This window comes from Streptomyces sp. NPDC043867 (assembly GCF_056435845.1).
Genome location: NZ_JBWKDS010000008.1, coordinates 242,408 through 248,407 on the forward strand (window position 1 = coordinate 242,408; position 6,000 = coordinate 248,407).

A 6,000-nucleotide genomic window follows, 5' to 3' on the forward strand; every position below is an offset into this window, starting at 1 on the left:
AGGGCGCCGAGGTGCGCGGTCGGGGCACAGAAGCGCATTCTTGCTGTGTTACCGACCAGGTGCTGCGCGGACGAGGACAGACCGATGACTGGGAGCGCCGACCGTACGGAGCAGGCGCAGGAACGGCTGACCGCGCTGCTCCACGGCGCCGTGGCCGACTCGATCCGGGCGGTCGGCGGTTACGCGGGCGGCGTGTACCTGCGCTCGCGCACGCCCGGGCTGCTCAAGCTGGCGGTGCTCGCGGGACTGCCGGGACCGCTGTTCCGCCCCTGGTGGCGTATTCACGTGGACCGCCCCTTCCCGGTCGCCGACGCCCACCGGCTCGGCACGGACGTGCTGCTCGCCGACGCCACCGAGACGATGCGGCGCTATCCGCAGCTCGCCGCGGGCCTGCCGTTCCAGTTCGGCTCCGCGTACGTCCCCGTGGTGGGCGCGTCGACCTGTTTCGGGGTCCTGACGGTGCTGCATCCGTCGGTCCCGGACCCGCCCGAGGCGGTGCTGGACCGGGACCGCATGACGGCGGTCGCGGAGGGGCTGGGGACCGCCCTGCTGTCGCTGGAGGACGACTCCGGGGTGACCTGGGACCATGAGCCGCTGTGCGTGCGGCCGCCGGCGCTCGGCACCTGCCCGGCCCGCTTCGGACGCTTCACCTGGGATCCGGCGAACGCCATGGTGACCGGGGACGACGCGCTGTGGGACCTGCTGGGCACCGGCCCCGAGGACTTCGCGGGAACGCCGGAGGCGCTGGCCGCGGCGGTGACCCCCGACGACTCGGGGCGGCTGCTTGCCGCCCTGCGCGAGACGGCCACCGGCCGTCCCCCGTCCGTGCCGCTGTCGGTGCGTGGGGTGGCGGGCGGGCGGCGGCTGCTGGAGCTCTGGACCGCCGCCGGCGCCGCGGGTCTGGCGCCGCGCTCCCGCCGGGTGAACGGTCTCGTGATCGATCCCGGCCCGGGATCGGCCGCCGCCGAGGCGGCCGACCTGCTCACGGAGGGCGTCTTCGCGCTCGACCGGCTGGGGACGGTCACCTACGCCAACCCGCGCGCCGCCGAACTGCTGGGCCGGCCCCTGCCGGAGCTGCTCGGGCGGTCGCTGTGGGAGGCCGTGCCGTGGCTGGACCGTCCCCGGTACGAGGATCATCTGCGCGGTGCCCTGCTGTCGCCGGGGTCGGTGCACTTCCAGGTCAGACGTCCGTCCGGCGACCCCGGCCGCGGGCGGTCGGCGCCGGACGAGGACGAGTGGCTCGCGCTGTCCGTCCATCCGGGCCCGGACAGTCTGGCCTGCAAGGTGGTGCCGGTGGGCAGAGCGGCCTCCGCGGCGCAGTCCGCCCCGATGGACGCGAAGCAGCTCACCGCCGACGAGGTCGCGGGAGACGGATCCGCGGACGGGATCACCTCGGCCCCGGCGCAGTACCGTCCCATCGTCCTCGCCATCGCGCTGACCGAGGCGGTGACGGCACGCCAGGTGTCCGAGGTGGTGATGCGCGAGCTGCTGCCCGCCTTCGGCGGCCGTCGGCTGGCCATCTACCTGTTGCAGGAGCGGCATCTGTACCTGGCGTGGGAGACGGGCTTCCCGACGGGGTTCCTCGCGCCGTTCGACGGTGTCGGCCTCGACACCCGTCTGCCGGGGGTCGATACGCTCACCAGCGGCCGTCCCCTCTTCTTCGAGTCGATGTCGCAGCTGGCGGCCGCGTACCCGGGCATCCCGCTGGACGCCATGGAGGGCGCCCGGGCGTTCCTGCCGCTGATCGCCTCCGGCCGGCCGGTCGGCTCCTGCATCCTGGGCTTCGACCGGCCGCGCGCCTTCAGCGCCGAGGAACGCACGGTGCTGACCGCCCTGGCCGGACTGATCGCCCAGGCCCTGGAGCGCGCTCGGCGCTACGACACCGAGGCCGCCCTCGCCCGGGGGCTCCAGGAGGCGCTGCTGCCGCACCGCCTGCCCGCGCATCCGCTGGTGGAGACGGCGGGCCGGTATCTGCCGGGCACCCAGGGGATGGATGTGGGGGGCGACTGGTACGACGTCGTGGAGGCGGGCGACGGACTCGCGCTGGTCATCGGCGACGTGCAGGGGCACGGTGTCCAGGCGGCGGCCACCATGGGCCAGCTGCGCAGCGCGGTACGGGCGTTCGCGCTCGGCGACCGGCCCCCGGACGAGGTGATGAGCGGCACGAACCGGCTGCTCATCGACCTCGATCCGGGACAGTTCGCCAGCTGCTGCTACATCCGGCTCGATCCGGGCACAGGACGGGCCAGGGCCGCCCGCGCCGGCCACCCGCAGCCCCTGCTGCGTCACCCCGACGGCCGTACGGAGGTGCTGGACCTGCCGGGCGGGGTGGTGCTGGGAGTGGACCCGGGCGCCGTCTATCCGGTGACGGACCTGCTCCTGGAACCCGACGCCGTACTGGCCCTGTACACCGACGGGCTGGTCGAGAGGCCGGGCCGGGACATCGACGAGGGCATCGCGAACCTGCGCACGGCCCTGTCCCAGGCCGGTGCCCCGCACACCCGGCCCGGGGGCCCCTCGCTGGCGGGGACGGCCAACCGGCTCACCGAGGAGGCCCGGCGCGCCGCCGAGCGTCCCGACGACATCGCGCTTCTCCTCACCACGTGCCGGTCCGAGCGGAGAGTGCGGCGGCACTGACGGACGCCGTGCCGCGCTCGCTCTCTCCCGTGATGCGTCGTGGCCACTCCGGCGCCGGGACCGGACGGTCAGTGCGCCGCGTCCAGCCGGGCGCGCTGCTGCGCCGTCAGTTCCAGGTCGACGGCGGCCAGGTTCTCCTCCAGCTGGGCCACCGAGGACGCCCCGGCGAGCGGGATCACGGGCAGCGCGCCGCCGATCTGCCAGGCGAGCACCACCTGGTTGAGCGTCGCCCCCGTCTCCCTGGCCACGTCCCGCAGCACCGTGAGGCGGGCGGGTGTGCCGGGGTGGTCGTAGTCGGGCGGCAGGGGTTTGTCGTCCCGTACGTAGGCGCCGCCCAGCAGCGGGGAGTAGGCGACGAGCGTCAGCCCGGGCTCGACCCTAAGGTAGCCGAGGAGGTCCGGGGTGGCTCCGCCGAGGCTGCCGTCCTCGAAGAGCGCGTCGGGCACGTCGGTGCGCGGCCGCAGGTGGCTGTGCTGGTACTGCAGCACCTCATAGCCGGGCAGTCCCGCGGCGGCGGCCAGCGCGCGGGCCCGCTCGACGCGCCAGGAGGCGTGGTTGCTCACCCCGAGCAGTCCGACGGTCCCCTCGGCCACCAGTTCGGCGAACCCCTCGACGGTCTCGCGCAGCGGGACCGTCCGGTCCTCGATGTGCGCGTACAGCAGGTCGAGCCGGTCCATGCCCAGCCGTTCCCTGCTCTGTTCGGCCGCCTCCCGGATCACCTTCGCCGACAGTCCCTCCGGGTTGTCCAGATAGCTGGTTCCGGGGGCCAGCGGTCGTGCGCCGAGCTTGGTCGCGACGACGATCTCGTCGCCGACGCCGCGGCTGCGCCGCCACCGCCCGAGCAGGTTCTCGCTCTGCCCGCCCTGGCCGCCGTCGGTCCAGAAGGCGTAGTTGTCGGAGGTGTCGATGAAGTTTCCGCCGGCTTCGACATAGCGGTCCAGGACGGCGAAGGAGGTCTTCTCGTCGGTCACCGAACCGAACAGCATCGCGCCGAGCGCCAGCACGCTCACCTCGCGGCGGGTCGCCGGATCGGTGCCGATCGTGCGGTACTTCATGGTGTGCGCCTCCCCTGCGGGCCCGGCGGTCGCGGGCCCGGTGGGGAGTCTGGATCTTGAAGTGCACTTGAAGTCAAGTCCCCCTGTGCACAGCCGACTTGACGGAGGCGATCCGCGTGTGTCCGGCGATGTCGGTTGCTGCGTAGGGAAGTTGACCCGGCCGCCGCGCGGGCGGCATGTCCGGGGACCGGGAGACCGGCGGAACGTCACCCGGCCGCGGCTGCCGAAGCAGGCCGCGGCCCGGTGGAGCGCCCCGTAGGGCGGGGAGGCCGTGCGTCACACGGCGGCGCGTCACACGGGAACCCGCGGACGGGTCGTCGGCCGGGGCGTGGTCTCGTCCGGCGTCCGGGCTCGGGCGCGCTCGGTCTCGGCCTCGACCGGGGCGTCGGCCGCGGGTCCGGCCAGGGCCGGCACCGGGACTTCGCGCGGCGCCTGGAGCGCCTCCAGCAGTGCGGGCGAGGGTACCGCCGGCACCAGCGGGGCGCGTTCGGACGACTGGACGCGGCGGGCGAACCAGATGATCTTGCCGCCGACGCCGGTGGCGCAGCAGCCCCAGCCGTCACTGAGTGCGGCGATCCGGGCCAGGCATCCCTGCGGCGCGTAGTGCGGCCGGATGTCCTGGTTGTTGTCCGAGATGGCGGTGATCAGGTGCTGACCGTTCCACCACATCTCGATGGAGGTGTTCTTGTCCGTCGCGTGGCGGTCGATCGTGTGCAGCAGCGCTTCCGCGCACTGACAGACGGACTCGGCGAGAATCTCCAGGTTCCAGTACCGGAGATGGGCGGCCAGGATACGCCTGACCTGCCCGACCTTTTCCGGGCTGACCTCCACGTCGAGGTGGTAGTAGCAGGGCACTACAGCGTTCATCGTCGTTGGCTCCTCACCGGCGAAGCTCTCGCTTCTCCCACCGCCCTGACGGGCCGAGCCCCGAACACGAAGCGTGAGCAGTGATCGCTCCTGAGTCACTCCCAGGGTGGGAGCACTAGTCCGTTCGTGCAACTCGAAAGACACCCCCGGGCTTTTCGTTGAACGGCCAACAAGACGCTAGCGGACCTCCCGTGCACCATGGGGGAGGGTCCGGTGCCGTAACCGACCGGTACCTCTCCGTGCGCGGCCTCCGGGCAAACCCCGGGCGAGCCGCGCACACTCCACAGAGTGGGAAGGTGACCAGCGAGATGTTGCTACCCGCGAAGGCTGAAGTCGCCCGGCATCTGGAGCGATACCGGGCGTGGGAACGCCTGCTGCTCGCCGCCCCCGCCGACCACACGGTGCGGGGGAAGTTCGAGAACACGGCGTACACCCTGTGCGTGCTGATGGGCGAGCGCTGCGCCCGTGAGGCCGCCGACGCCGCCGAACGCTATCTGCGCCCCCGCACGGCGGCCAAGGCCCTCCAGCACATGAGCGGCCGGCCCCACGGCGGCGCGAGCACACCGAGCCGCGGCGCGAGCCCGGCACTCGGCAGATAACGACAACGAACCCCGCTGCACGGCCGGGCCTTTCCGATGCAGCTCTCAACCGCAGGCTGTGCTCGAGGACGGCGGAGGCGACACCCATGGACCTGGACGGCAACCCGGCCACCGGCCGCATCCCGATCGTGGATGTGCGGCCGGTCGTCGACCGCGGCACCCGGCCGGCGAAGGCCGTCGTGGGCGAGACCTTCCAGGTCACCGCCACCCTCTTCGGCGAGGGACACGACACGGTGGGGGCCAACGTCGTGCTGTGCGACCCGGACGGCCGCCCGGGCCCGTGGACCCCGATGCGCGAACTGGCCCCCGGCTCCGACCGCTGGGGCGCCGAGATCACGCCCGGGACGGCCGGGTCGTGGACGTACTTCGTGGAGGCGTGGAGCGATCCGGTGGGCGCGTGGCGCCGTGCCGCCGGGATGAAGATCCCCGCCGGTGTCGACGTCCCGCTGGTTCTGGAGGAAGGCGCCGAGCTGTACGAGCGGGCCGCCGCCGCCGTGCCGCGAGGTGCCGGACGCAGGACGGTCAAGGCCGCCGCCAGGACGCTGCGCGACGACTCCCGCCCGCCGCACGTCCGGCTCGCGGCGGCGCTGGACCCCGACGTCGACGCCGTTCTGGCCGCACACCCCCTGCGCGACCGCCTCTCCCGTACGGCTCCGCTGCCGCTGCTCGTGGAGCGCGAACGGGCGCTGTACGGCGCCTGGTACGAGTTCTTCCCGCGCTCCGAGGGCGCCGTGGTCCGTGAAGGCAGGCCGCCGGTGAGCGGGACCTTCCGCACCGCGGCCGAACGGCTGCCCGCGATCGCGGAGATGGGCTTCGACGTCGTCTACCTCCCGCCGATCCAC

Annotated in this window: 5 protein-coding genes; 3 read left to right on the plus strand and 2 right to left on the minus strand. The window is 73.4% G+C overall.

From position 1 onward, the window contains the following. The first annotated feature begins 84 nt into the window (after nucleotides 1–84). The gene (locus AC069T_RS11165) at nucleotides 85–2,637 is read left to right on the plus strand and encodes a SpoIIE family protein phosphatase (RefSeq protein WP_478782467.1); all 2,553 of its coding nucleotides are present in this window, start codon (nucleotides 85–87) and stop codon (nucleotides 2,635–2,637) included. 68 nt (nucleotides 2,638–2,705) lie between these two features. On the opposite strand, the gene AC069T_RS11170 is transcribed toward AC069T_RS11165, so the two are convergent. Together AC069T_RS11170 and AC069T_RS11175 are read right to left on the minus strand one after the other, a co-directional pair. Further along, the gene (locus AC069T_RS11170) at nucleotides 2,706–3,692 is read right to left on the minus strand and encodes an aldo/keto reductase (RefSeq protein WP_478782468.1); all 987 of its coding nucleotides are present in this window, start codon (nucleotides 3,690–3,692) and stop codon (nucleotides 2,706–2,708) included. Between the two features lie 291 nt (nucleotides 3,693–3,983). Further along, entirely contained in the window at nucleotides 3,984–4,559 is a 576-nt protein-coding gene (locus AC069T_RS11175) for a pep a2 (RefSeq protein WP_478782469.1), read from the minus strand. Between the two features lie 308 nt (nucleotides 4,560–4,867). Between AC069T_RS11175 and AC069T_RS11180 the strand changes: the two genes are divergently transcribed. Further along, nucleotides 4,868–5,158, plus strand: coding sequence for a DUF5133 domain-containing protein (locus tag AC069T_RS11180; RefSeq protein WP_478782482.1), 291 nt, complete (start codon nucleotides 4,868–4,870; stop codon nucleotides 5,156–5,158). An 86-nt stretch (nucleotides 5,159–5,244) separates the two neighbouring features. After that, nucleotides 5,245–6,000: maltotransferase domain-containing protein (locus AC069T_RS11185; RefSeq protein ID WP_478782470.1), on the plus strand; the 756-nt coding region annotated here is incomplete at its 3' end.

Excerpts from the sequence above, each read along its gene's own strand:
- AC069T_RS11175 (WP_478782469.1), bottom strand. The coding sequence starts at position 4,559 with ATGAACGCTGTAGTGCCCTGCTACTACCACCTCGACGTGGAGGTCAGC.
- AC069T_RS11165 (WP_478782467.1), top strand. The coding sequence starts at position 85 with ATGACTGGGAGCGCCGACCGTACGGAGCAGGCGCAGGAACGGCTGACC.
- AC069T_RS11180 (WP_478782482.1), top strand. The coding sequence starts at position 4,868 with ATGTTGCTACCCGCGAAGGCTGAAGTCGCCCGGCATCTGGAGCGATAC.
- AC069T_RS11170 (WP_478782468.1), bottom strand. The coding sequence starts at position 3,692 with ATGAAGTACCGCACGATCGGCACCGATCCGGCGACCCGCCGCGAGGTG.